General features: G+C 60.9%; 29 protein-coding genes. 16 read left to right on the top strand and 13 right to left on the bottom strand.

Annotated elements, in window-relative coordinates:
- Positions 1-132: 132 nt before the first annotated feature.
- Together NR164_RS13670 and NR164_RS13665 are read right to left on the bottom strand one after the other, a co-directional pair.
- Positions 133-819: an LrgB family protein gene (locus tag NR164_RS13670; protein ID WP_017847771.1), complete on the bottom strand. Its 687-nt coding sequence runs from the start codon at positions 817-819 to the stop codon at positions 133-135.
- Positions 809-1,195, bottom strand: coding sequence for a CidA/LrgA family protein (locus tag NR164_RS13665; protein WP_046385176.1), 387 nt, complete (start codon positions 1,193-1,195; stop codon positions 809-811). Before NR164_RS13665 ends, NR164_RS13670 begins: the two co-directional genes overlap by 11 nt.
- Before the next feature lie 98 nt (positions 1,196-1,293).
- On the opposite strand from NR164_RS13665, the gene NR164_RS13660 reads away from it, so the two are divergent.
- Positions 1,294-2,190 (top strand): LysR family transcriptional regulator, encoded by an 897-nt coding sequence (locus NR164_RS13660; RefSeq protein ID WP_017847769.1) that lies wholly within the window; start codon positions 1,294-1,296, stop codon positions 2,188-2,190.
- Here NR164_RS13660 and NR164_RS13655 read toward each other — a convergent pair.
- On the bottom strand, positions 2,171-2,626 hold the full coding sequence (locus NR164_RS13655; RefSeq protein WP_017847768.1) for a flavodoxin: 456 nt from the start codon (positions 2,624-2,626) through the stop codon (positions 2,171-2,173). The genes NR164_RS13660 and NR164_RS13655 overlap by 20 nt on opposite strands.
- 129 nt (positions 2,627-2,755) lie before the next feature.
- On the opposite strand from NR164_RS13655, the gene NR164_RS13650 reads away from it, so the two are divergent.
- Together NR164_RS13650 and NR164_RS13645 are read left to right on the top strand one after the other, a co-directional pair.
- On the top strand, positions 2,756-3,223 hold the full coding sequence (locus NR164_RS13650) for a PAS domain S-box protein (RefSeq protein WP_256822854.1): 468 nt from the start codon (positions 2,756-2,758) through the stop codon (positions 3,221-3,223).
- A gap of 60 nt (positions 3,224-3,283) precedes the next feature.
- Positions 3,284-3,889 carry a hypothetical protein gene (locus tag NR164_RS13645; RefSeq protein WP_017847766.1) on the top strand — a complete coding sequence of 202 codons (606 nt, stop codon included), beginning with the start codon at positions 3,284-3,286 and terminating at the stop codon, positions 3,887-3,889.
- Between the two features lie 3 nt (positions 3,890-3,892).
- Here the strand turns inward: NR164_RS13645 and NR164_RS13640 are convergent, their stop codons facing one another.
- A complete protein-coding gene (locus tag NR164_RS13640) occupies positions 3,893-4,852 on the bottom strand; it encodes a MerR family transcriptional regulator (RefSeq protein WP_177033829.1) in 960 nt (319 codons plus the stop codon).
- 217 nt (positions 4,853-5,069) lie between these two features.
- Between NR164_RS13640 and NR164_RS13635 the strand changes: the two genes are divergently transcribed.
- From NR164_RS13635 to NR164_RS13610, 6 genes are read left to right on the top strand one after another with little or no spacing between them, the layout of a single operon-like run.
- Positions 5,070-5,630, top strand: a complete 561-nt coding sequence (locus tag NR164_RS13635; RefSeq protein ID WP_046382095.1) for an antibiotic biosynthesis monooxygenase — start codon at positions 5,070-5,072, stop codon at positions 5,628-5,630.
- Between the two features lie 56 nt (positions 5,631-5,686).
- The gene (gene folM, locus NR164_RS13630) at positions 5,687-6,397 is read left to right on the top strand and encodes a dihydromonapterin reductase (protein ID WP_079444682.1); all 711 of its coding nucleotides are present in this window, start codon (positions 5,687-5,689) and stop codon (positions 6,395-6,397) included.
- 20 nt (positions 6,398-6,417) lie between these two features.
- Positions 6,418-6,978, top strand: coding sequence for a GTP cyclohydrolase I FolE (folE, locus tag NR164_RS13625; protein ID WP_017847762.1), 561 nt, complete (start codon positions 6,418-6,420; stop codon positions 6,976-6,978).
- A gap of 2 nt (positions 6,979-6,980) precedes the next feature.
- Positions 6,981-7,352 carry a dihydroneopterin triphosphate 2'-epimerase gene (gene folX, locus NR164_RS13620; RefSeq protein WP_026140129.1) on the top strand — a complete coding sequence of 124 codons (372 nt, stop codon included), beginning with the start codon at positions 6,981-6,983 and terminating at the stop codon, positions 7,350-7,352.
- Between the two features lie 22 nt (positions 7,353-7,374).
- Positions 7,375-7,671, top strand: coding sequence for a DUF1244 domain-containing protein (locus NR164_RS13615; RefSeq protein ID WP_017847760.1), 297 nt, complete (start codon positions 7,375-7,377; stop codon positions 7,669-7,671).
- Positions 7,664-8,002, top strand: a complete 339-nt coding sequence (locus NR164_RS13610) for a HopJ type III effector protein (RefSeq protein ID WP_017847759.1) — start codon at positions 7,664-7,666, stop codon at positions 8,000-8,002. Before NR164_RS13615 ends, NR164_RS13610 begins: the two co-directional genes overlap by 8 nt.
- 209 nt (positions 8,003-8,211) lie before the next feature.
- Here NR164_RS13610 and trxB read toward each other — a convergent pair whose 3' ends face one another.
- On the bottom strand, positions 8,212-9,168 hold the full coding sequence (gene trxB, locus NR164_RS13605; protein ID WP_017847758.1) for a thioredoxin-disulfide reductase: 957 nt from the start codon (positions 9,166-9,168) through the stop codon (positions 8,212-8,214).
- Between the two features lie 292 nt (positions 9,169-9,460).
- On the opposite strand from trxB, the gene cysZ reads away from it, so the two are divergent.
- The 4 genes from cysZ (at position 9,461) to NR164_RS13585 (ending at position 13,223) form a co-directional block, all read left to right on the top strand.
- Positions 9,461-10,216 carry a sulfate transporter CysZ gene (cysZ, locus tag NR164_RS13600; protein WP_017847757.1) on the top strand — a complete coding sequence of 252 codons (756 nt, stop codon included), beginning with the start codon at positions 9,461-9,463 and terminating at the stop codon, positions 10,214-10,216.
- A 621-nt stretch (positions 10,217-10,837) separates the two neighbouring features.
- On the top strand, positions 10,838-12,016 hold the full coding sequence (locus NR164_RS13595) for a glycosyltransferase family 1 protein (RefSeq protein WP_017847755.1): 1,179 nt from the start codon (positions 10,838-10,840) through the stop codon (positions 12,014-12,016).
- A gap of 264 nt (positions 12,017-12,280) precedes the next feature.
- Entirely contained in the window at positions 12,281-12,802 is a 522-nt protein-coding gene (locus NR164_RS13590; protein WP_079444683.1) for a hypothetical protein, read from the top strand.
- 241 nt (positions 12,803-13,043) lie between these two features.
- On the top strand, positions 13,044-13,223 hold the full coding sequence (locus NR164_RS13585; protein WP_032804636.1) for a hypothetical protein: 180 nt from the start codon (positions 13,044-13,046) through the stop codon (positions 13,221-13,223).
- Between the two features lie 49 nt (positions 13,224-13,272).
- Here NR164_RS13585 and NR164_RS13580 read toward each other — a convergent pair whose 3' ends face one another.
- The 7 genes from NR164_RS13580 to rplU all read right to left on the bottom strand — a co-directional run bounded on the left by NR164_RS13580 (position 13,273) and on the right by rplU (position 18,960).
- Positions 13,273-14,376, bottom strand: a complete 1,104-nt coding sequence (locus NR164_RS13580; protein WP_017847753.1) for an NADH:flavin oxidoreductase — start codon at positions 14,374-14,376, stop codon at positions 13,273-13,275.
- Positions 14,377-14,595: 219 nt separating this feature from the next.
- Positions 14,596-15,078, bottom strand: a complete 483-nt coding sequence (locus NR164_RS13575; RefSeq protein WP_017847752.1) for a glutathione peroxidase — start codon at positions 15,076-15,078, stop codon at positions 14,596-14,598.
- Positions 15,079-15,179: 101 nt separating this feature from the next.
- Positions 15,180-15,644: a CreA family protein gene (locus NR164_RS13570; RefSeq protein WP_017847751.1), complete on the bottom strand. Its 465-nt coding sequence runs from the start codon at positions 15,642-15,644 to the stop codon at positions 15,180-15,182.
- A gap of 16 nt (positions 15,645-15,660) precedes the next feature.
- Positions 15,661-16,779 carry a glutamate 5-kinase gene (gene proB / locus NR164_RS13565; protein ID WP_057005288.1) on the bottom strand — a complete coding sequence of 373 codons (1,119 nt, stop codon included), beginning with the start codon at positions 16,777-16,779 and terminating at the stop codon, positions 15,661-15,663.
- Positions 16,780-16,918: 139 nt separating this feature from the next.
- Entirely contained in the window at positions 16,919-18,142 is a 1,224-nt protein-coding gene (cgtA, locus tag NR164_RS13560) for an Obg family GTPase CgtA (RefSeq protein ID WP_017847749.1), read from the bottom strand.
- A 193-nt stretch (positions 18,143-18,335) separates the two neighbouring features.
- Positions 18,336-18,611 carry a 50S ribosomal protein L27 gene (gene rpmA, locus NR164_RS13555; RefSeq protein WP_007901871.1) on the bottom strand — a complete coding sequence of 92 codons (276 nt, stop codon included), beginning with the start codon at positions 18,609-18,611 and terminating at the stop codon, positions 18,336-18,338.
- Between the two features lie 34 nt (positions 18,612-18,645).
- Positions 18,646-18,960: a 50S ribosomal protein L21 gene (rplU, locus tag NR164_RS13550; RefSeq protein ID WP_017847748.1), complete on the bottom strand. Its 315-nt coding sequence runs from the start codon at positions 18,958-18,960 to the stop codon at positions 18,646-18,648.
- A 239-nt stretch (positions 18,961-19,199) separates the two neighbouring features.
- Between rplU and NR164_RS13545 the strand changes: the two genes are divergently transcribed.
- The 3 genes from NR164_RS13545 (at position 19,200) to NR164_RS13535 (ending at position 21,122) form a co-directional block, all read left to right on the top strand.
- Positions 19,200-20,168: a polyprenyl synthetase family protein gene (locus NR164_RS13545; RefSeq protein ID WP_017847747.1), complete on the top strand. Its 969-nt coding sequence runs from the start codon at positions 19,200-19,202 to the stop codon at positions 20,166-20,168.
- A gap of 196 nt (positions 20,169-20,364) precedes the next feature.
- Positions 20,365-20,706 (top strand): zinc ribbon domain-containing protein YjdM, encoded by a 342-nt coding sequence (locus NR164_RS13540; protein ID WP_017847746.1) that lies wholly within the window; start codon positions 20,365-20,367, stop codon positions 20,704-20,706.
- Positions 20,707-20,864: 158 nt separating this feature from the next.
- Positions 20,865-21,122, top strand: coding sequence for a hypothetical protein (locus tag NR164_RS13535; RefSeq protein ID WP_003194088.1), 258 nt, complete (start codon positions 20,865-20,867; stop codon positions 21,120-21,122).
- Between the two features lie 135 nt (positions 21,123-21,257).
- Here the strand turns inward: NR164_RS13535 and NR164_RS13530 are convergent, their stop codons facing one another.
- A complete protein-coding gene (locus tag NR164_RS13530) occupies positions 21,258-21,875 on the bottom strand; it encodes an FKBP-type peptidyl-prolyl cis-trans isomerase (protein WP_017847745.1) in 618 nt (205 codons plus the stop codon).
- Between the last annotated feature and the right edge of the window lie 60 nt (positions 21,876-21,935).

Raw genomic sequence — 21,935 nt, 5'->3', positions numbered from 1 at the left:
CGCACTTTCTTATTATTTTTTAAGTGAAGGGTCAGTGTAGTCAGACGTCGTGGCGCAGGTAGTTGCCTTCGCAGCCAGCTTGATGGCCGCACGAGTCAGCCATGAGAATAGTTTAAATCTGTCCAAGTCGCGTCAGAGAAGTGCCGCCAACAAAGGCGCGGCAAACAGGTTGAGCAGCCCCGTCAACACCATCATCAGGCCTGCGACAGAGCCCTCTTCGCCCCCCACTTCATGGGCCCGGCTCACGCCCGCGCCGTGCGCGCCCACCCCAAACAATGCCCCGCGTGCCAAAGGCGTGCGCAGCGGCAGCCACTTGAGCAGCACACCCCCGAGCATGGCGCCGAACACGCCGGTGAACATCACGAACACCGCCGTCAGTTCCGGCACGCCGCCGAGGTCGGAAGACATCGGCATGGCAAACGGTGTGGTGATCGAACGCGGCACCAGCGACATCGTCACCGCACTGTCCAGCGCCAGCGCCTTGGCCAGGCCGAACGAGGTGCCGATGGACGCCGCGCTGCCGGCCAGCATCCCCAGCAGCAAGGCCGACCAATACCGCGCCAGCAAACGTCGCTGCTGCCAGATCGGCACCGCGAACGCCACCGTCACCGGGCCCAGCACCAGCATCAGCCAATGGGTGTCGCTGGCGTATTCGGCATAGGCGGTGTGCATCGGCACGGCCACCGCGAGCAGCAGCGCGGGCACCAGGATCAGCGGCGACAACAGGTAGCGCCCGGTCCGACGGTAGATCCAGCGACTGAAGAAATACGCGCCCAGGGTCAGGGCAAGCCAGAACACCGGCATCAGTTCAAGCTTCATGGCGCAGCTTCCAGCGACACACCATTTCCACGGTGAAGGCCGTCACCAGCATGACCGCCAGGGTGCTGAAGCCGATCACCAGCAGAATCCGCCAACCGTCATTGCGCACCAGGCCACCGTAGTCCAGCAGGCTCATCAAGGCCGGAATAAAGAACAACAACATTTCCGCCATCAACACGCCCGCCCCCAGTTGCAGGGCCGCCGGCTTGACCAGGCCGGTGGCGAAAGCCGCCAGCAACAGGCCCAGGCCCATCACCCCACCGGGGATGGGCCACGCCAACCAGGCCACCAGTTGCGTACCGAGCAGGTAGATGGCCAGCAGCACGACCAATTCAGTCAGCAGACGGCCGACGTGTTTGAAGCTTAAACGTTTCATGGGCTTTGGGTCCTCGTAGGCCTCCATTTTAGAGAGACCGCTTCCATCCCCACAGCGAATTGTTAGACTGCCAACTATTCCAAACTGGAATCGCACCCATGGAATTCAAACAGCTGCGCAGTTTTGTCGAAGTCATCCACCGCGGCGGTTTTACCCAGGCCGGGAAAACCCTGCACATCAGCCAGTCCGCCGTGAGCAAACAGGTCGCACAGCTGGAACACAGCCTGGGCACGCCGTTGCTCGACCGCATCGGCTCGCAGATCCGCCTGACGGCCGCCGGCCAGGTTGTGCTGCAACGCGCCGAAGCCATGCTGCGCCTGCAGAATGAGTTGCTCAGTGAGCTGGACGACATGCAGCACCTGACCCGTGGCGAGTTGCGCCTGGGCTTGCCGCAGTTGGGCGGCGATACGCTGTTTGCCGACTTGTTCGCCGAGTACCGCCGGCGCTATCCGAACGTCACCATCCAGTTGCTGGAGGGCGGCAGTCGCAGTATCGAGCAGGCGATTTTGAGCGGCGAGCTGGAAGTGGGCGGCAGCTTGAAACCCAGCGACCCGGCATTCGCCTGGCAAGACTTCTGCGATGAACCGCTGGATGCCTTGCTGCCGATGAACCACCCCTTGGCACAGAACGCCCAGGTGCGCCTGGAAGAATTGGCAGACACACCGTTCCTGATGTATCAGCGCAGCTTTGTCTTGAACGACCGCTTGACGCAGGCGTGTCAGCGGGTGGGCTTTACGCCGAAGGAAGGAGGCCGCAGCGGCCAGGCGGATTTCCTCGCGGCCCTGGTCGCGGCCGGTCAAGGCGTGGTGCTGTTGCCCAGCGTGGTCGCTCGCGGGCTGGTGCGGCCCGGGGTGGTGCGCCTCACGCTGAAGGCGCCCGACTTCCTGCGCTGGGACATCGCGTTTATCTGGCGTGAGGGCGCCTATCTGTCGAAAGCCGCCCAGGCCTGGCTGGCGTTGTTGCGGGAGTTTCCGGTCAGCCGCGCAGGGCAGTGATCAACTCCGCCAACCAAGGCTCGGCGTCGGTTTCCGGGGTGACGCTTTCGCTGGCGTCCAGGCGCAGCATCGGCTGCACTTCGCGCACGCCCAACTCACTGAACAGCTCGCGCATGTGCTCGCCGCCGGCGCAGAAGGTATCGCCATAGCTGGCGTCGCCCAGGCCGATGACCGCACCCGGCAAACCGCGCCAGGCCGCGGGCAACTGGTCGCGAATGCTCGAATACAGCGGTTGCAGGTTGTCCGGCAGTTCGCCCATGCCGGTGGTGGACGTCACCGCCAGCAACGCCTGCGGGGCAAAGGCCAACACGTCCGCCAGGGTCGCGCGCGGGTTGTGCCAGGCCTCGAAGCCGGCCGATGTAAGGATGCCGGCAGCGTGGCGGGCGACTTCTTCAGCCGTGCCGTACACCGAGCCGGAAAGAATGGCGACTCTCATCAATACTGATCCTGTCATTGAGCGAAAGCCTGGGATATTACCAGCTGGGGCAAATATTTCGGCGCGTGTCGTGCAACATTCAAGACTTGCCATAAACTGGCAGTTCAAGCACACGCCAGGGACCGCGCAATGATTAACGCCAAGCTGCTGCAAATGGTCGTCAACGCTTCCAACGACGGGATTGTCGTGGCCGAGCGGGAAGGCCGGGACAAACCGCTGATCTACGTCAACCCGGCATTCGAGCACCTGACCGGTTACACCCTGGACGACGTCCTGTATCAGGACTGCCGCTTCCTGCAGTCCGGCGACCGTGATCAACCGGCGCTGATGGCCATTCGCGAAGCACTGGACAGCGGCGGCGCCTGCCGGGAAATCCTGCGCAACTATCGCAAGGACGGCAGCCACTTCTGGAACGAGCTGTCGCTTTCAACGGTGTACAACCATGCCGACAAGCAGACCTATTTCGTCGGTGTGCAAAAGGACGTGACCTTGCAGGTCAAGGCCCAGCAGCGCGTCGCGCAATTGGAGGCGGAGTTGGCGCAGGTCAAGGCCGAGCTGGCAGCGATCAAGGCGACGAGCGGATCTAACAAAACTTAGAAAATGATGTCTTTAGAGCGGATAATGGCGTTTTAACACTCTCCCCCTTGAGCAAGATCAATGCAACGCGACGCGCTTCTGACTCAGGACGAGTTGGATTTCATTCAGGACATGCAGCACAACCCCCAACTCAACCTGCGGGATGCATCGTCGAGCCTGACCGTCAACGGCGCTGCGCAGCTTCGCGATTTGCTCACTCGGCTGGCCGCCCACGATCACGTCACCCTCCAGGCGCAATTCGACAACCAGCAACTCACCTTCCCGCTGCAGTTGGTGGAAGACGAGTTTCATGCCGTGCATTTACGCCTGGGCGTGCCGAGCATTTTTGAAGACGGGCCGATGATTCGTCCGTGGCGCCTGGCTCTTGAAACGCCAGTGGCGCTGGAAAATGTCAGGGGCAACCCGAGTGCGCTGTGGGTGCATGAGGTTTCGTTCAAGGGTGTGCTGGTGGAGATCCGTGGCCGGATCAAGACGCCGAAGACCTTTGCCCTGTGGTTCAGCCCTTCCGGCTATGAACGCATTGCGCTACGCGGCACGCTGGAGCGGGAAACCGCACGGGGACTGTTTGCCTATCGCCTGGGCCAGAACAACCCGGATGAGACCGAGCGCCTGCGCCAATTCATCCTGCACCAGCACCGCCTGGTACATCCGCAGATGCACGCCTGATCTTCAGGTATCCAGGTTACCGCTGAGAAATTGCTGCAAGCGCCGTTGCATCAAGCGTCCTTCATTGCCCAGGCAGCCAACGGCGGAGCCCGTCAGATCGGCCTGGGCCAGGTCTGACGCGGCACCGGCAAGAAACAGCGGGCAATCGAGGGTCAACGCCAGGCGGTTCAAACGCCCGGCCAACGCTTGGGTGTGTGAGTAATTGGAGAAGAGGACCAGCGCCTCGGGTTGCGTCTTTTCACACACCAGCGTCAATTCATCGAAAGGCTGACCCATCCCCAGCACCTTCACGGCCAGATCGTCTCGACCGATCAACAGCCCCGCCACCAGCAATTCCAATTTACGGCACTCGCCGGGAATGGCCGCGAGCAACACCCGTGGCGCCGCTGACGCACACGCCAGTTGCAAACGCTGCAACACCCGCACCCGCAGGAAGTTGTCGAAGAACAGCCATTCACTGGCTTGGCCGAAGCGCCCCTGATGACGCAACAGGTCGTTCCAAAGAGGCATCAGGATGTCCTGGAACGCGACGTTGAGCGGGTAGGTGGCGATCACCTGGTTGTACAGTTGCTCCAGTTGACGATCATCGAACGCGCCCACGGCCAGCACCAGGCGCGCCTGCCATTGCGGCCATTCGCCTAGCTCGACCGTGTCGTGCTCGACACGCACGGCGGCGGCCTGCTGATCGTCACGCGCAAGGATCTTGCCCACTTTGCTCACGGCCACGCCACGCTCGATCCAATCGACAATGCGATGAACCGTTTGAATATCGGCCCTGGAGTACAGACGATGCCCGCTTTCGGTGCGCGTGGGTTGAATCAGGCCGTAACGCCGCTCCCAGGCACGCAGGGTGACCGGGTTGATGCCCGTCAATCTCGACACGTCACGAATCGGAAACAACTCATCGGAATCGGCAGGGCTGGGGGCGGTAGATTCGCGAACAGGAGCAATGATTTCGGGCATCAGAGGTCATGAACGTCCGTTTGAAAGTGAGTCCCATTTAACGCCTTTACCGCGATGTATATCAAGGTGTGTACCTATCGGACCAATGCTGCTGGTGTATTTCTGCAAAACAGGAATAATCCTTGCTTACCGATAAAGCGTCGCTGCAACACCCCCGCAGCGTCGTCTGTGTGCCACCTACCCGGTTCAGCGCACCCGTTCTATTTGGAGATACACAATGTCTACCTCACCCGTCACCCTGATGGTTGCGCGCCGCGTGGCCAAGGGCCGCTACGAAGAGTTGATGGCCTGGCTGCGCGAAGGCGAGCGACTGGCCACTGACTTCCCCGGCTACCTGGGCTCCGGCGTCCTCGCACCACCGCCCCTTGATGATGAATTTCAGATTATTTTCCGCTTCGCCGACGAAAAAACCCTGCATGCCTGGGAATTTTCCGCCTCACGCAGCGCGTGGCTGAGCCGGGGCAGCGAGCTGTTTGCCGACCCGTCCGAGCATCGCGTGCGTGGCATCGATGGCTGGTTCGGGGCTGCGGGTACACGGCCGCCGCGCTGGAAACAGGCGGTGGCGATCTGGCTGGCGTTTTTCCCGGTGTCGTTGCTGTTCAACTTCGGCCTGGGGCCATTGCTCGGCGGGCTGGACCTGTTCAGCCGCGTGCTGGTCAGCACCTTGGCGCTCACTCCGCTGATGGTCTACTTGTTCATTCCACTCTCGACCCACCTGCTGGCCAACTGGTTGCACCCTTCGCCGCCACGCGCCAAGGCCAGCGAAGCCGCGGCGTGAGTACAGGGGGGCTCGTCACTGGTATGATTTGACCCTGCCAGCGACTTGAGCCTCCCATGACTGCAACGAACGCCCCGATCCTGATCACCGGCGCCGGCCAGCGCGTCGGCCTGCATTGTGCCGAACGCCTGCTCGACGAGGGCCACTCGGTGCTTTTCAGCTACCGCAGCGAACGCCCCGGCGTGCAGGCGCTACGCGAGCGTGGCGCGATCGGCGTGTTTGCCGACTTCTCCAGCGAAGCCGGGATTCTTGCGTTTATCGCCGAGTTGAAGCGTCATACCCAAAGCCTGCGCGCGATCATCCACAACGCTTCGGCCTGGATCGCGGAAACCCGAGGCGACGAAAGCCGTGCCTTTACCGACATGTTCAGCGTACACATGCTTGCGCCGTACCTGATCAACCTGCATTGTTCACCCTTGCTGCATCGCTCTTCACCCGCCGACATCGTGCATATCAGCGATGATGTGGTGCGCAAGGGCAGCCGCCAGCACATCGCCTACTGCGCCACCAAGGCCGGGCTCGACAGCCTCACGCTGTCGTTTGCCGCGCAGTTTGCGCCGCTGATCAAAGTCAACGGCATCGCCCCGGCGATGGTGATGTTCAACGAAGGCGACGACGCGGCCTACCGTACCCAAGTACTGGCCAAGTCGGCACTGGGCATCGAGCCCGGGCCCGAGGTGATTTACCAGAGCGTGCGTTACCTGCTGGACAACCCCTACGTCACCGGTACCACCCTGACCGTCAACGGTGGGCGGCATATCAAGTAAGCCGTTTGTGAGGATGTTGTATGACCTTATCCCTGCCCCACCACTATCGCGAGATCCTTAAAGGCCTGGGTGAAGACCCGGAACGCGAAGGCCTGCTCGACACCCCCAAGCGTGCCGCCAAAGCCATGCAATACCTGTGTCATGGCTATGAGCAAAACCTCGAAGAGATCGTCAACGGCGCGCTGTTCGCCTCCGACAATGACGAGATGGTGATCCTCAAGGACATCGAACTGTACTCGCTGTGCGAGCACCACCTGCTGCCCTTTATCGGCAAGGCCCATGTGGCCTATATTCCGACCGGCAGGGTGCTGGGCCTGTCGAAGCTGGCGCGCATCGTCGACATGTTCGCGCGGCGCCTGCAGATCCAGGAAAACCTCACGCGGCAAATCGCCGACGCCATCCAGGACGTGACCCAGGCCTCCGGCGTGGCGGTGGTGATCGAAGCCAAGCACATGTGCATGATGATGCGCGGCGTGGAAAAACAGAATTCAACCATGAACACCTCGGTGATGCTCGGCGCGTTCCGCGAGTCGAACACCACGCGCATGGAGTTCCTGCAACTGATTGGACGGAGCAAGTAGCAATGCCACAACTTCAACCAGGCATGGCGCGCATCCGGGTCAAGGACCTGTGCCTGCGCACCTATATCGGCATCAACGAGGATGAAATCCTCAACAAGCAGGATGTGCTGATCAACCTGACCATCCTGTATGCCGCCCAGGACGCCGTGCGCGACAACGATATCGACCACGCGTTGAATTACCGCACCATCACCAAGGCGATCATCGCCCACGTCGAAGGCAACCGCTTCGCCCTGCTGGAGCGCCTGACCCAGGAACTGCTGGACCTGGTGATGAGCAACGAGTCGGTGCTGTACGCCGAAGTCGAAGTGGACAAGCCCCACGCGCTGCGCTTTGCCGAATCGGTTTCGATTACCCTGGCGGCCAGCCGCTAACCCCTGGATTTACGTGAGCCCTATGACCGATCAACAACGCCTCGAACTCGAAGCCGCCGCCTTTCGGCGGCTGGTCGCACACCTGGACAGCCGCAAGGATGTACAGAATATCGACCTGATGAACCTCGCCGGCTTCTGCCGCAACTGCCTGTCCAAGTGGTACAAGGCCGAGGCCGACGAGCGCCAGATCGCGCTGAGCCTCGATGACGCGCGTGAAGTGGTGTACGGCATGCCGTATGCCGAGTGGAAAGCCCAATACCAGCAAGAAGCCAGCGCCGAACAACAGGCGGCGTTCGCCAAAGGAAAACCCCATGACTGACCTGAATACCCTGCGCGCCAGCCTCGACAGCGGCGAACATCTCTTCGCCGACACCTTGGCCTTCGTTGCCGCCGGTTACGACTACCAGCCGCAAGCCTTCACCAACGGCACCGTGGAAAACGCCGCCGGGCAGAACGAAGGTTCGTGCAAGACCCTGGGCCTGGCCTTGCTGGAAGGGTTGAGCGACCAGCACGCCTTGTTGGCGTTTGGCGAGCATTACCGTTCGGTGGTCGCCACGCCTGAGGGCAGTGACCATGGCAATATTCGGGCGTTGATCGCGCATGGGTTGGCGGGTGTGAAGTTTGACCAGCAACCACTGACTCGCCGCTGATCCAACGTGCAAACCCGATTTAATGTGGGAGCTGGCTTGCCTGCGATGGCGACGGTAAATCCTGCATAGACGTTGGCTGACACACCGCTATCGCAGGCAAGCCAGCTCCCACAGTGATTGGATTACCAAATTGAGATAGCGATGGATCATCAAATCCCGCGCAAAAAAAACCGGCTTTCGCCGGTTTTTTCATTTCAGCGGGTTCAGACCTAAGCGTTCTGCAAACCGTCGAGGTAACGCTCGGCATCCAGGGCCGCCATGCAACCGGCGCCGGCCGAGGTGATGGCCTGGCGGTACACGTGGTCAGCCACGTCACCGGCGGCGAAGATGCCTTCGATGTTGGTCGCCGTGGCATTGCCTTCGCGACCGCCCTGCACCACCAGGTAACCGTCTTTGGCGTCCAGCACGCCTTCGAACAGCGAAGTGTTCGGCGTGTGGCCGATGGCGATGAACACGCCGTCGACTGTCAGCTCGTCGAAGCTGCCGTCGTTGTTTTTCAGGCGCGCACCGGTCACGCCCATGTTGTCGCCGAGGACTTCATCCAGGGTGGCGTTGAGCTTGAGGATGATCTTGCCTTCAGCCACACGCGCGTGCAGCTTGTCGATCAGGATCTTCTCGGCGCGGAAGGTTTCGCGACGGTGAATCAGGGTCACGGTGCTGGCGATGTTGGCCAGGTACAGCGCCTCTTCCACGGCCGTGTTGCCACCGCCGACCACAGCGACCGGCTTGTTGCGGTAGAAGAAACCGTCGCACGTCGCGCAGGCGGACACGCCCTTGCCCATGAACGCTTCTTCCGACGGCAGGCCCAGGTAACGGGCGCTGGCGCCGGTCGCGATGATCAGCGCGTCACAGGTGTAGACGCCGCTGTCGCCGGTCAGGCTGTAAGGCTTTTTCGAGAAGTCGACCTGGTTGATGTGGTCAAACACGATCTCGGTTTCGAAGCGCTCGGCGTGCTCTTTCATACGCTCCATCAGCACCGGGCCGGTCAGACCGTGGACGTCGCCCGGCCAGTTGTCGACTTCAGTGGTGGTGGTCAACTGACCGCCCGCCTGCATGCCGGTGATCAGCAGTGGCTTGAGGTTGGCTCGGGCAGCGTAGACGGCAGCGCTGTAACCGGCAGGGCCGGAACCGAGAATAATCACTCGCGAATGACGGGTATCAGACATGACTCGCTCCTGTCGACCGCCCGGACAACAAGGCGGCTGGAATAAAAAAGGACCGCGAAGCACTTGGGGAAGGCTTGAACTCGCAGATCCTGAAAATAATGGGTGCAGCGTATAGAGGGGGGCAAGATTAAGGAAATACGGAATAACAATCCAGCTCATAGGCAGTATCTATGCAGCAGGCCCAGCTGATCGACGCGTTTGTTTCTGCTGATGTCCTGGCATTGCGCGTGCTTTCGTCCTGAAGGCAAAGCCGGTAAGGTCGGCGCGTTCGTCATTCTGCTCGGAGTTCTCCATGCCCGCCCCTGTTCTTTCCGGTCCGCAATACCTGCGTGAAGGCCTCAAACTGGTGTTGAGCCCCGGCCTGCGCCTGTTTGTGCTGCTGCCGCTGGCGATCAACCTGGTGCTGTTCGTCGGCCTGATCTATTTCGCCGGCCATCAGTTCAGCCTGTGGGTCGACGCGTTGATGCCGACGCTGCCCGGCTGGCTGAGTTTCCTCAGCTATATCCTGTGGCCGCTGTTCGTGGTGCTGGTGGTGTTGATGGTGTTTTTCACCTTCACCATGCTCGCCAATGTCATCGCTGCGCCGTTCAACGGTTTTCTCGCGGAGAAAGTTGAAGTGGTGGTGCGTGGCACCGACGATTTCCCGCCGTTCAGTTGGGCCGAGCTGGTGGCGATGGTCCCGCGCACCCTGGCGCGGGAGATGCGCAAGCTGGGCTACTTCCTGCCGCGGGCAATCGGCCTGTTTATCCTGTCGTTCATTCCGGTGGTCAACCTGATCGCCGCGCCGTTGTGGCTGCTGTTCGGCGTGTGGATGATGGCGATCCAATACATCGACTACCCGGCCGACAACCACAAGCTGGGCTGGAACGAAATGCTCGCCTGGCTGCGCCAGAAACGCTGGCAGAGCATGAGCTTCGGCGGCAGCGTCTACCTGGTGCTGCTGGTGCCGGTGGTCAACCTGCTGATGATGCCGGCGGCGGTGGCCGGGGCGACGTTGTTCTGGGTGCGCGAGCAAGGTGCCGAGACGGCGTTGAACACACCGCGATAACGGTACGCTGGCCGGTCGACCGGTGCCGGAACTGATTGTTTTTTGAGGCCACACAACCTGAGCCGACCTTGGGGCAACCGAGGTCGGCAATCAAACCCGTGACAACAGGAGCCTCACAATGATCAGCACGCTTCCCAACCTGCCAACAAACACAGGACTCAGGATCGACCCGCCTCCCAGCGGGCCACCCCGCACCCCACCCAGCGTCCCGCCATCAAAACCAGGACCCAGGTTCGGGCCAATGCTTCCCGACTTTCCATCCAGGGACCAGAATACAAAACCACCAGGCAGGCCCGGCCCGCTTCCCGACTTTCAATCCAGGGACCAGAATACAAAACCAACAGACAGTAGCTCGATCAGCGTACCCCCAAACGCGAACGGGACTCTGAACCCTGGCGACCGTGAATTCGGCCCGCAAAATAAAGTGCTCGGTGTGCAAGATACGAGCTATGTCACGCCGTCTAAAATCACCTTCTGAGCCCCCCAGGCCAGCGATCTGCACAGAGCCGAAGGGCTCTGTGCTTAAAGGATTGGCGCATTGCCGCCTGCCGCCAATGCCCGTCATAAATCCATCATCTGTATGACACATCGGCGACACAGCCCACAGCGACACTGTGGGTCATGACGACAGCTTCGCTTCACATCACTCTGATTACCGAAACCTTCCCGCCAGAGATCAACGGGGTGGCCAATACATTGGGTCGCCTGTGCGAGGGTTTGCGCGCGCGCGGCCATCAGGTCGAACTGGTGCGCCCGCGCCAAGGCATTGACCAAAGCCGCCCCAGCGACAACGAATTGCTGCTGTGCCGCGGTTGGCCGTTGCCCGGCTATCCAGGCCTGCAATGGGGCCAGTCGTCGATGCACAAGCTGCTGCGCCGCTGGACACGCCAACGCCCGGATGTGCTGTACATCGCCACAGAAGGACCGCTCGGGTTGTCGGCACTACGTGCAGCGCGTCGCTTGGGGATCAGCGTGGTCAGCGGTTTTCACACCAATTTCCAGCAGTACTCGAACCAGTACGGCCTGAGCATGTTGAGCCGCGTGGTCACGCACTACCTGCGCTGGTTTCATAACCGCTCGACCTTGACCCTGGTACCCAGCGCCAGCCAACGCCTGGAGCTGGAGCGCCGCCACTTCGAACGCCTGGGGATGTTGTCGCGCGGGGTCGACAGCCAGTTGTTCCACCCGGCCAAGCGCGATAACGCCTTGCGCGAAAGCTGGGGCCTGGGCAATGACGATATTGCAGTGCTGCACGTCGGGCGCCTGGCGCAGGAAAAGAACCTGGGCATGCTCAAGCGCTGCTTCGATGCCTTGCGCAGTACTTATCCACAGCGTCGCCTGCAACTGATCGTGGTCGGCGACGGACCGCAACGCGCGCTGCTCGAGCACGACCTGCCGCACGCCATATTCTGCGGCACCCAGCGCGGCGAAGAACTGGCGCGACACTACGCCTCGGGAGACCTGTTCCTGTTTCCCAGCCTGACCGAAACCTTCGGCAACGTGGTGTTGGAAGCCATGGCCTCCGGACTCGCGGTGGTGGCATATGACCAGGCGGCCGCAACCCAGCATATCCGCCACGGTTACAACGGCGTGCTGGCGATGCCCGGCGATGAGGAAGCGTTCTGCGACGCGGCCAATTGGCTGCTGGAAGATCGCGAACATTTGCGCAGGGCCCGCCTCAATGCGCGCCATCATGCCAGTCACCAGGGCTGGCCGGCGATCATCGAGCAGTTCGAGAACCAGTTACGCGATGTGTGCGCAGAACCGTTGGCCGCTCCAACGCAGCCTTATGTTCGTTGAACGATCTGCGAATAACGTCAGTTAGTTCGCCTTCCCTCCAGACTTCCCCCTGAATAACGGCTTCATCATTAGGATTTTTTACCTGAAGCCATCGGAGTCGGCGCGCCACAACAGGATATTTCCGGAACGTCGCGCGATTTATCGCCACCTACATGACACCTGCCAAGGAAGAGGTGTCTGTCTCTGGACGCACTCAAAAAAGGCAGGTCATTCATGATGAAACATTAATTAGAGAGCACTATGTCGACACTGATAAATGGATCAATGGCGCTGCGATTCCAACCGTTCAACACGCCCACTCAAGGGCCGACAGACACCTGCCCATCCAACAGCGCCCAGTACGATCACGGACGACCGTCACACCAACAACCCTATAACGCGAACCACGGCTGGAACCGCCCGCAGCCGGCACGTCCGGGCAACCAGTGGCAACGCCCGCAACCGTCGCACCCTGGAAACGATTGGCAGCCGCCGCAGAACGACTGGCAGCGCCCGCCACAGAACGGCGGCTATCGCCCGCAACCCACGCGCCCTGGAAACAACTGGCAGCCGCCGCAGAATGACTGGCAACGCCCGCCACAGAACGGCGGCTATCGCCCGCAACCCACACACCCTGGAAACAACTGGCAGCCGCCGCAGAATCAATGGGAACGTCCGCACAACGGCGGCGGCTATCGCCCACAGTTCACTGACCGCCCGTCAACGCATGACGGTCAAGCATCCTACGCCACCACGCAATATGCAGCGGTCCATTCCGAACCGGCGGAAGATGCCTACTACGGTTAATCCGGATAGGCCAACAACAAGACAATAGGCCTTGAAAAACCCAACGCGCTGAAAACCGGCGGGAGGCCGGGCGCTGTCTACCCGGCCTCCCGCCCGAGCTAGCGGACCGTGTTGCACACCGATTGCCATAGGTTGCGCAAGGTTTACTCGATATTTCCCCCTGGAACGGCGAACGGTGGATGACCAATCATTGATACCTGCTGCTAACGCAGGTCCCTTAGATCAATGGAGACCCTGAGATATGGCAATTTACGGAATGGGAGTGCGCAATGGCATCAACATGCCAACCGCAGAGTGGACGCGTCAGCAACAATGGCTGGATCAGTCTCGAGCAGCACCGCCCACTTATGACCAGGCTGCGCGCCAAGACGGGCACAAGACCGATCACCGCCAGGAGCTGCGCAAGTCAGTAGAGTATTGACCGCTCCAACTGAACAGCTCCCGGTGGCAACCACCGGGAGCCCGGCCCGTTACACCAGGGTCGTCAACGCCTCACGACTGAACGGCAGGATGTCGCCCTCGCGGTGTTCGCGGACCTTCACCGCCCAATCCGGGTCCACCAGCAGGGCACGGCCGACGGCGACCAGATCAAACTCATCGTTGTTCAAACGCTCCAGCAGCTTCTCCAGGCTGGCCGGTTGCGCAACCTTGTCAGTGTTAACCATAAACTGCAGGAACTCGCCATCCAGGCCGACGCTGCCGACAGTGATGGTCGGCTTGCCGGTGAGCTGGCGGGTCCAGCCGGCCAGGTTGAGGTTGGAACCTTCGAACTCCGGCTCCCAGAAGCGCCGGGTGGAGCAGTGGAAAATATCCACGCCGGCGTCGGACAGCGGCTTGAGAAACTCGCCCAAAGCCTCGGGGGTTTGCACCAGGCGCGCGGTGTAGTCCTGCTGCTTCCACTGGGAAAAACGCAGGATGATCGGAAAATCCGGGCCGACGGCGGCACGGATGGCCTGGATCAGTTCGATGGCAAAACGCGAACGGTTGGCCAGGCTGCCGCCGTATTCGTCGCTGCGCTGGTTGCTGCCTTCCCAGAAGAACTGGTCCACCAGGTAACCATGGGCGCCGTGGATCTCCACGCCGTCCATGCCGATGCGCTGGGCGTCCCTGGCCGCCTGGGCGAAGGCGGCAATCACGTCCTTGATGTCCTGATGGGTCATGCCGTGGACAACCACGTTGCCATCCTTGAGTTTTTCCATCGGTCCGTAGGCCGGTACGCTGGCATCCGGCTCGGTACCGATGCGGCGCACGCTGCCCACATGCCACAACTGCGGGACGATTTTGCCGCCTTCGGCATGCACGGCATCGACCACTTTCTTCCAGCCCGCCAGCGCCGCTTCACCATAGAAGTGCGGGACATTGGGATAGCCGTTGGACGCCGGGTGATCGACCACGGTGCCTTCGGTGATGATCAGGCCCACACCCGCCGCAGCACGGCGGCGGTAGTACTCGATGACTTTGGAATTGGGGACGCCGCCCGGGGAAAACGAACGGGTCATCGGCGCCATTACCACACGACTCGACAGTTGCAGCGTTCCGAGGTGGAACGGTTTGAACAAGGCTTGGACAGGCATGGCAACACTCCACGAAAGACGGTTTTTATGATGCCGATAATATGGCGCGTGCAGCGTGCTGAGTAGCACTATTGATCAGGGTGATTAAGGCTTAGAAATGCCGGACACCTGTAGGAGCGAGCTGGCTCGCGAAAATCGTCAACGATAACGCGTTCATACTGGATCAACGCGGTGCGCCTGGATTTTTCGCGAGCATGCTCACGCCTACAGGTCAGGGGATCAGCTCAGGGCTTTTTCGATGGCCTGGACGACGGCCGGATCATCCGGTGCCGTTCGCGGCGAGAAACGCGCAAGCACCCGCCCGTCTTTGCCCAGCAGGAATTTCTCGAAGTTCCAGGTGATGTCCCCGGGGAACTCGGCGCCCTCGCCCGCCAATAAGCGGTACAACTGGTGACGCTCAGGGCCGTTCACATCGAGTTTGCTGCCCAGCGGAAAGCTCACCCCGTAATTGAGGCTGCAGAATTCCTGGATGTCTTTCTCGGTCCCCGGTTCCTGGCCCGCAAACTGGTTGCAGGGCAGGCCGAGTACGGTAAACCCCTGGTCCTTGTACTGCTGATAGAGGTTTTCCAACGCCGCGTATTGCGGGGTCAAGCCACATTTGGAGGCCACGTTGACCACCAGCACAACTTTGCCCTTGAAGGGCGCCAGTGGCAGCTCTTGTCCGTCCAACGCTTTGAGTTTCAGGTCGTGGAAAGCACTCATGACGAACTCCAGATATCCCATGTTCTTTGCATTGCGGCTCTTCGAGATTACAACCCGCAAGCCTGCAATCATAGACGCCGATTACAAAACTCGCCTGCGGATCACTGCGCGGTCGGCCACGGCAAAATCGGAATCGCGGTAACGGCGTTCTGCGGGCTGCCTTCGATCAGGCGGTCGCTGTAGACCAGGTACACCAGGGTATTGCGCTTCTTGTCGAGGAAGCGCACCACCTGCATGGTCTTGAACACCAGCGACGTGCGTTCCTTGAACACTTCGTCGCCATCCTTGAGTTCTCCCTTGAAGCGGATCGGCCCGACCTGGCGACAGGCAATCGACGCCTCGGAGCGGTCTTCGGCCAGGCCCAGGCCGCCTTTGACGCCGCCGGTCTTGGCGCGGGACAGGTAGCAGGTCACGCCATCGACCTTGGGGTCGTCGAAGGCTTCGACCACGATCCGGTCGTTGGGGCCGACAAACTTGAACACCGTCGACACCTGGCCGATCTCTTCGGCCGACGCCAGCAACGGCATGGCCAACAGCAGGCCGAGCAATCCCTTCATCACACGCATCGTGTATTCCTTTCGTTTAAACCAGAATCAGGTTGTCGCGGTGGACCAGTTCCGGTTCCGCCATGTAACCCAACAGACCGACAATCGCCTCAGACGACTGCCCGATGATTTTCTGCGCTTCCAGCGCGCTATAGTTGGCCAGGCCGCGGGCGATCTCACGACCGTCCGGCGCCACGCACACCACCATCTCGCCACGGCGGAAGCTGCCCTGCACCAACTTGACGCCCACCGGCAGCAGGCTCTTGTGACCCAGGGACAACGCCGCCACGGCACCATCGTCGAGTACCAGGGTGCCGCGGGTCTGCAAATGCCCGGCCAGCCACTGCTTGCGCGCGGCCAGCATGCCGCGTTCCGGCGACAGCAGCGTACCGATGCGCTCACCGGCCTTGAGGCGGTCGAGCACGCGCTCCAGGCGCCCGCCGACGATGATCGTGTGGGCACCCGAACGCGCCGCCAGGCGCGCCGCACGCAGCTTGGTCTGCATGCCGCCACGGCCCAGCGCGCCGCCGACGCTGCCGGCCACGGCGTCCAGCGCCGGGTCATCGGCGCGGGCTTCGTAGATCAATTTGGCGTCGGGGTTGGTGCGCGGGTCGGCGTCGAACATACCGTCACGGTCGGTGAGGATCACCAACAGGTCGGCTTCCACCAGGTTGGCCACCAGAGCGGCCAGGGTGTCGTTGTCGCCGAAACGGATTTCGTCGGTGACCACCGTGTCGTTTTCGTTGATCACCGGGATCGCCTTGAGCTCCACCAGCGCGCGCAACGTACTGCGGGCGTTGAGGTAGCGCTTGCGGTCGGACAGGTCGTCGTGGGTCAGCAGGATCTGCGCGGTGTGAAGGCCGTGCTCGGCGAAGCTGGATTCCCAGGCTTGCACCAGGCCCATCTGACCAATGGCGGCAGCGGCTTGCAGTTCGTGCATCGCGCTGGGTCGCGCGGTCCAGCCGAGGCGGCTCATCCCGGCGGCAACCGCTCCGGACGAGACCAGCACCAACTCGACGCCGGCCTCATGCAAGGCCACCATCTGCTCGACCCACACACTCATGGCTGCGCGATCCAGCCCTTTGCCATCCGCCGTCAGCAACGCACTTCCGATCTTTACGACCCAGCGCTGCGCACCTGTCACTTTGCTCCGCATCATCTTCAACCTTAGTTAGAGGGCGGGACGCGACCCAGCGCCGCCCATAACGTTATTCGTGACTACATTCGTGACTGCAGGTATCCCCAGATACCAAAACGCCGCTCGAGTGAGCGGCGCTTAAGTTTACTGCAACGAATCAGTCGCGCACGTAAATGATTTCCGGACCGTCTTCATCATCCACGTCTTCTTCGTCCCAATCATCGTCGCCGATGTCATGGACCGACTTCACGCCGCTGCGGCGCAAGGCACGCTGGTCGTCCAGGGCTTGCAGCTGGGCGCGGGCTTCGTCTTCGATGCGCTGGTCGAGCTCGGCGAGTTCGGCCTTGAACACCGGGTCGGCCGCCAGGCGGTCGGCGCGGTCTTCCAGGTAACGCATGATGTCGCGGGTCAGGCGCTCGGTGCCTTCTTTGGCGATGGCCGAGATCACGTAGACCGGACCGGTCCACTCCAGGCGATCGACGATTTCCTTGACGCGCTCCTCGTGCTCTTCCTCGAGGATCTGGTCGCACTTGTTCAGCACCAGCCAGCGATCACGCTCAGCCAGGGACGGGCTGAACTTGGTCAGTTCGTTGACGATCACTTCGGCGGCGTCCGGTGCGCTGGTGTCATCCAGCGGCGCCATGTCGACGAGGTGCAGCAGCAAACGGGTACGCGACAAGTGCTTGAGGAAACGGATACCCAGGCCCGCACCTTCGGAAGCCCCTTCGATCAGGCCGGGAATGTCGGCGATCACGAAGCTTTTCCAACGGTCGACGCTGACCACGCCCAGGTTTGGCACCAGGGTGGTGAACGGGTAGTCGGCGACTTTCGGCTTGGCGGCCGAGACCGAGCGGATGAAGGTACTTTTGCCGGCGTTCGGCAGGCCCAACAGGCCCACGTCGGCCAGTACTTTCATTTCCAGCTTGAGGTCACGCTGCTCGCCCGGCTTGCCTGGCGTGGTCTGGCGTGGCGCACGGTTGGTACTGGACTTGAAACGGGTGTTACCCAGACCGTGCCAGCCGCCCTGCACAACCATCAGCTTCTGGCCGGCCTTGGTCAGGTCGCCGATCACTTCCTGGGTCGCGGAGTCGATGATCGTGGTGCCGACCGGTACGCGCAGCACCATGTCTTCACCTTTTTTACCGGTGCAATCGGTGCTGCCGCCGTTGGAACCACGCTCGGCATCGAAGTGCCGGGTGTAACGGTAGTCCACCAGGGTGTTGAGGTTTTCGTCGGCCATCATGTAGATGGAACCGCCGTCACCGCCGTCACCGCCGTTGGGGCCACCGTTTTCGATGAATTTTTCGCGACGGAAACTCATGCAACCGTTACCGCCGTCGCCTGCTTTTACTCGGATGGAAACTTCATCAACGAACTTCATAACAAAACGCCTCTCGCCGCACGGACGAGCTTAAGAAACCAAGACATAAGACTCTTGCAAAAATGAGCGCAGCGACCTCAATCAACGACCGCGAATCCAGCGCTTGAGCTCATTACAAACAGCTTTGCAAGAGACTCACTCCACAAACGAAAAAGCCCCGTCGCGAGACAGGGCTTTTCCAGCAACTACGTAATTATGCCGCGACGACGTCAGTCTTCGGGACGATGCTCACGTAACGGCGACCGAAGGCGCCTTTTACTTCGAACTTGATCACGCCGTCGATTTTAGCGAACAGAGTGTGATCTTTACCCATGCCAACACCGTAACCGGCGTGGAATTGGGTGCCGCGCTGACGCACGATGATGTTGCCCGGAATGATAACCTGGCCGCCATACATCTTCACGCCAAGGCGTTTGGCTTCTGAGTCGCGACCGTTACGGGTACTACCACCAGCTTTTTTGTGTGCCATGAGTCAATTCTCCTAGTGAGGAATTAGGCTGAAATTAAGCCTGAATACCGGTGATTTTGATCTCGGTGTACCACTGGCGGTGGCCCATACGCTTCATGTGGTGCTTACGACGACGGAACTTGATGATGCGGACTTTATCGTGACGACCTTGGGAGATCACTTCAGCCACAACGGTAGCGCCAGCAACAACTGGAGCGCCAATGTTCACGTCATCGCCATTGGCGACCAACAGAACGCGATCAAAAGTCACGGAGTCGCCGGTAGCGAGTTCCAGTTTTTCGATCTTCAGGTATTCACCTGGGGCGACCTTGTATTGCTTGCCACCAGTAACAATTACTGCGTACGACATGGTATTTCTCCGATAATCCTGCTCACCCAGCGCTTTATAAGAAGAGGTATTGGCTGGCATGGCTGCATGGGATGGACGTCCCGAATGCAATTGCGTAAGGCAGGTGCTGCCCAGGAAGTTCAGGGTGCGCGATTGTACGCAAGGCGCGGATACGTTGCAAGAGGCCGTCTATCGCGCCTTGACACTGCGGGGTCAGGGTCCTAGCATGCCGCGCAACCCTTCTGGAGCGACTGTCGCTGATGCAACCCCAAGCTTTCTACCGCGCGGTCGCGGACGATTTTAGCGCCGTCGACGGCATCATCAAGCAGCAGCTGACGTCTAAAGTGCCGCTGGTCTCCAAAATTGGCGACTACATTACGTCGGCGGGCGGTAAACGCCTGCGTCCTTTATTAGTGTTGCTGTGCGGCAAGGCCCTGGGCCGCGAAGGCGATGACCTGCGCCTGCTGGCCGCCACCATCGAGTTCCTGCACACCGCGACCCTGCTGCACGACGACGTGGTCGACATGTCCGGCATGCGCCGTGGTCGCGAGACCGCCAACGCGATGTGGGGCAACGCCCCGAGCGTGCTGGTCGGCGACTTCCTGTACTCGCGCTCGTTCGAAATGATGGTCGAACTGGGCTCGATGCCGGTGATGAAGATTCTTTCACAGGCCACGCGCATCATCGCCGAAGGCGAAGTGTTGCAGTTGTCGAAGGTGCGTGACGCCAGCACCACCGAAGAAACCTACATGGAAGTGATTCGCGGCAAAACCGCGATGCTCTTCGAAGCCTCGACCCACAGCGCCGCCGCCCTGTGCCAAGCCACGGCCGAGCAGGCCGAAGCCCTGCGCACCTTCGGCGACCACCTGGGCGTGGCGTTCCAACTGGTGGACGACCTGCTCGACTACCGTGGCGACGCCGAGACCCTGGGCAAGAACGTCGGCGACGACCTGGCCGAGGGCAAGCCGACCTTGCCGCTGATCTACACCATGCGCGAAGGCACGCCGGAACAGGCGGCCCTGGTACGCAAGGCGATCCAGAAAGGCGGGATCGAAGACCTGGAAAGCATCCGCGCCGCCGTGGAAGCCTCCGGCGCCCTGGACTACACTGCCCACCTGGCGCGTGACTACGTGGCCCGTGCGATCAAGTGCCTGGACGCCCTCCCCGCCAGCGAATACCGGGACGCCCTGGTCGAGCTGAGCGAGTTCGCGGTCGCGCGCACGCACTAGAAATACCAAATGTGGGAGGGGGCTTGCCCCCGATAGCGGTGGATCAGTCAACTTATGCTTAGACTGAAATACCGCCATCGGGGGCAAGCCCCCTCCCACATTTAGTTTGTATTACCAATCCAAGACCGCGCCCTGTCTTCCTACAATTCCCTATATAATGTGCGACTTTAGCCATCCTGACCTTTAAGGAGCTTTAGTGAGCACGTTGCCACCCTGCCCGAAATGCAATTCCGAATTCACCTACGAAGACGGCGCCCAACTGATCTGCCCGGAATGCGCCCATGAGTGGTCCGCCACTGGCGAGGCCGAAGTGGCCAGCGATGAAACCGTGAAGAAAGACTCTGTAGGCAACGTCCTGCAGGACGGCGACACCATCACCGTGATCAAAGACCTCAAGGTCAAGGGCACCTCCCTGGTGGTCAAGGTCGGCACCAAGGTCAAGAACATCCGCCTGTGCGACGGCGACCACGATATCGACTGCAAGATCGACGGTATCGGCCCGATGAAACTCAAGTCCGAGTTCGTCCGCAAGGTCTGATCCTGCTGCTTCCATCCCGCGCCCGCCGCGGGATGGCGTTTCGCCCTGGCTGTTGATCCCTCGCACGACCCACGCAGAAAAATCCGCAAACCGCCAATAGGCACTTGCTATTCTACGAATAAGAATTATTCTCATTGAAACCCATCAAGGAGAACGACATGACTTATTTGATAGATGCCTGGCTGGACCGCCCACACCCTTACCTGCGCATCCTCCATCGGGAAACCGGGGAAGTCTGTGCGGTGCTGGAGGAAGAAGCGCTGAACGAACTGCAGGACCAGGGCGACCTGGACGTGAATGGCCTGAGTTCCAGTGAACCCGGTGTACTGAAGGAAGTGGTGCGCAACCTGTTTCTGTTCTGCTATGCCCGAGCATTGCGCCCGGCGACGGAACTCAATGGCAAGTTTCACCCATGAGCGACCGCGCAAAACCCTGTAGGAGCGAGCTTGCTCGCGAAGAACGCACAAGCAACGCGTTCATCCAGGATGCTCGCGTCATCGTTGACGTTTGTCGCAAGCAAGCTCGTTCCTACAGGTAATCAAAAGCAGGTCTTACAGAACGTCGAGCAGCTCGACGTCGAATACCAGAACGCTGTGCGGCGGAATGCTGCCAACGCCTTGAGCGCCGTAAGCCAGTTCGCTCGGCACGAACAGGCGCCATTTGCTGCCGGCATTCATCAGTTGCAGGGCTTCGGTCCAGCCGGCGATCACGCCGCCAACCGGGAATTCCGCAGGCTGGCCGCGCTCGTAGGAGCTGTCGAACACCGTGCCGTCGATCAGGGTGCCGTGGTAGTGAGTACGCACTTGGTCTTCACGGGTCGGCTTGGCGCCTTCACCGGCAGTCAGCACTTCGAATTGCAGGCCGGAAGCCAGAGTGGTGATGCCGTCACGCTTGGCGTTTTCCGCCAGGAACGCCAGGCCCTCGCCTGCAGCCGCTTCCGCCTTGGCAGCCGCTTCGGCTTGCATGATTTCGCGGATGACCTTGAAGCTCGCGGCCATTTGCTCTTGATCAACACGGCTTGGCTTGCCGGCGAACGCGTCGGTCAGGCCGGCCAGGATTGCGTCCAGGCTCACGCCCGGTGGCGGGTTGTCGCGCAGTTGGTCGCCCAACTGACGGCCGATACCGTAGCTGACGCGGGTTTCGTCGGTGGACAGATTAACTTCGGACATGAAGAGGCTCCGCTGTAGGGCAGCGCTGAAAACACGGTTTTCCCGCACCGCCCAGAACTA

Source organism: Pseudomonas sp. Pse79, from assembly GCF_024519615.1.
In the GTDB taxonomy this organism is placed as follows: domain Bacteria; phylum Pseudomonadota; class Gammaproteobacteria; order Pseudomonadales; family Pseudomonadaceae; genus Aquipseudomonas; species Aquipseudomonas veronii.
The sequence above is the reverse complement of the archived record's forward strand: the minus strand, read 5'-3'. Positions and strand labels throughout refer to the sequence as shown.

Bases quoted from the DNA above. Each gene is read 5' to 3' on its own strand.
- NR164_RS13670 (WP_017847771.1), bottom strand. From the start codon at position 819: ATGAAGCTTGAACTGATGCCGGTGTTCTGGCTTGCCCTGACCCTGGGC.
- NR164_RS13665 (WP_046385176.1), bottom strand. From the start codon at position 1,195: ATGAAACGTTTAAGCTTCAAACACGTCGGCCGTCTGCTGACTGAATTG.
- NR164_RS13660 (WP_017847769.1), top strand. From the start codon at position 1,294: ATGGAATTCAAACAGCTGCGCAGTTTTGTCGAAGTCATCCACCGCGGC.
- NR164_RS13655 (WP_017847768.1), bottom strand. From the start codon at position 2,626: ATGAGAGTCGCCATTCTTTCCGGCTCGGTGTACGGCACGGCTGAAGAA.
- NR164_RS13650 (WP_256822854.1), top strand. From the start codon at position 2,756: ATGATTAACGCCAAGCTGCTGCAAATGGTCGTCAACGCTTCCAACGAC.
- NR164_RS13645 (WP_017847766.1), top strand. From the start codon at position 3,284: ATGCAACGCGACGCGCTTCTGACTCAGGACGAGTTGGATTTCATTCAG.
- NR164_RS13640 (WP_177033829.1), bottom strand. From the start codon at position 4,852: ATGCCCGAAATCATTGCTCCTGTTCGCGAATCTACCGCCCCCAGCCCT.
- NR164_RS13635 (WP_046382095.1), top strand. From the start codon at position 5,070: ATGTCTACCTCACCCGTCACCCTGATGGTTGCGCGCCGCGTGGCCAAG.
- folM (WP_079444682.1), top strand. From the start codon at position 5,687: ATGACTGCAACGAACGCCCCGATCCTGATCACCGGCGCCGGCCAGCGC.
- folE (WP_017847762.1), top strand. From the start codon at position 6,418: ATGACCTTATCCCTGCCCCACCACTATCGCGAGATCCTTAAAGGCCTG.
- folX (WP_026140129.1), top strand. From the start codon at position 6,981: ATGCCACAACTTCAACCAGGCATGGCGCGCATCCGGGTCAAGGACCTG.
- NR164_RS13615 (WP_017847760.1), top strand. From the start codon at position 7,375: ATGACCGATCAACAACGCCTCGAACTCGAAGCCGCCGCCTTTCGGCGG.
- NR164_RS13610 (WP_017847759.1), top strand. From the start codon at position 7,664: ATGACTGACCTGAATACCCTGCGCGCCAGCCTCGACAGCGGCGAACAT.
- trxB (WP_017847758.1), bottom strand. From the start codon at position 9,168: ATGTCTGATACCCGTCATTCGCGAGTGATTATTCTCGGTTCCGGCCCT.
- cysZ (WP_017847757.1), top strand. From the start codon at position 9,461: ATGCCCGCCCCTGTTCTTTCCGGTCCGCAATACCTGCGTGAAGGCCTC.
- NR164_RS13595 (WP_017847755.1), top strand. From the start codon at position 10,838: ATGACGACAGCTTCGCTTCACATCACTCTGATTACCGAAACCTTCCCG.
- NR164_RS13590 (WP_079444683.1), top strand. From the start codon at position 12,281: ATGGCGCTGCGATTCCAACCGTTCAACACGCCCACTCAAGGGCCGACA.
- NR164_RS13585 (WP_032804636.1), top strand. From the start codon at position 13,044: ATGGCAATTTACGGAATGGGAGTGCGCAATGGCATCAACATGCCAACC.
- NR164_RS13580 (WP_017847753.1), bottom strand. From the start codon at position 14,376: ATGCCTGTCCAAGCCTTGTTCAAACCGTTCCACCTCGGAACGCTGCAA.
- NR164_RS13575 (WP_017847752.1), bottom strand. From the start codon at position 15,078: ATGAGTGCTTTCCACGACCTGAAACTCAAAGCGTTGGACGGACAAGAG.
- NR164_RS13570 (WP_017847751.1), bottom strand. From the start codon at position 15,644: ATGCGTGTGATGAAGGGATTGCTCGGCCTGCTGTTGGCCATGCCGTTG.
- proB (WP_057005288.1), bottom strand. From the start codon at position 16,779: ATGCGGAGCAAAGTGACAGGTGCGCAGCGCTGGGTCGTAAAGATCGGA.
- cgtA (WP_017847749.1), bottom strand. From the start codon at position 18,142: ATGAAGTTCGTTGATGAAGTTTCCATCCGAGTAAAAGCAGGCGACGGC.
- rpmA (WP_007901871.1), bottom strand. From the start codon at position 18,611: ATGGCACACAAAAAAGCTGGTGGTAGTACCCGTAACGGTCGCGACTCA.
- rplU (WP_017847748.1), bottom strand. From the start codon at position 18,960: ATGTCGTACGCAGTAATTGTTACTGGTGGCAAGCAATACAAGGTCGCC.
- NR164_RS13545 (WP_017847747.1), top strand. From the start codon at position 19,200: ATGCAACCCCAAGCTTTCTACCGCGCGGTCGCGGACGATTTTAGCGCC.
- NR164_RS13535 (WP_003194088.1), top strand. From the start codon at position 20,865: ATGACTTATTTGATAGATGCCTGGCTGGACCGCCCACACCCTTACCTG.
- NR164_RS13530 (WP_017847745.1), bottom strand. From the start codon at position 21,875: ATGTCCGAAGTTAATCTGTCCACCGACGAAACCCGCGTCAGCTACGGT.